Source organism: Halomonas elongata, assembly GCF_029081005.1.
GTDB classification, from domain to species: Bacteria; Pseudomonadota; Gammaproteobacteria; order Pseudomonadales; family Halomonadaceae; genus Halomonas; species Halomonas elongata_B.
On record NZ_JAJQTQ010000145.1, the window covers coordinates 1 to 354 of the forward strand.

1 protein-coding gene is annotated in these 354 nt (G+C 58.8%); it reads left to right on the forward strand.

Going from position 1 to position 354, the window contains the following annotated elements; all coding sequences use genetic code 11:
• A partial coding sequence (locus tag LU493_RS19835) for a malate:quinone oxidoreductase (RefSeq protein ID WP_275289514.1) occupies positions 1-354 on the forward strand: 354 nt, incomplete at both ends.

Here is a 354-nt window from a genome sequence, read left to right on the forward strand (position 1 = left end):
CGGCGCAGCGCTGACCCTGCTGCAGGAGACCGGCATTCCGCAGGCCAAAGAGTATGCGGGCTTCCCGGTCGGCGGCCAGTTCCTGGTCTGCGAAAATCCGGAGGTGGTGAACCACCATCTGGCGAAGGTCTACGGTCAGGCCGAAGTGGGCGCGCCGCCGATGTCGGTGCCGCACATCGATACCCGTATTATCGACGGTAAACGCGTGGTGCTGTTCGGACCATTCGCCACCTTCTCGACCCGTTTCCTGAAGAACGGTTCGCTGTGGGATCTGCTGGCCTCGACGAATACCTCAAATATTTTGCCAATGCTCAACGTCGGCCTGGACAACTTCGATCTGGTAAAATATCTGAT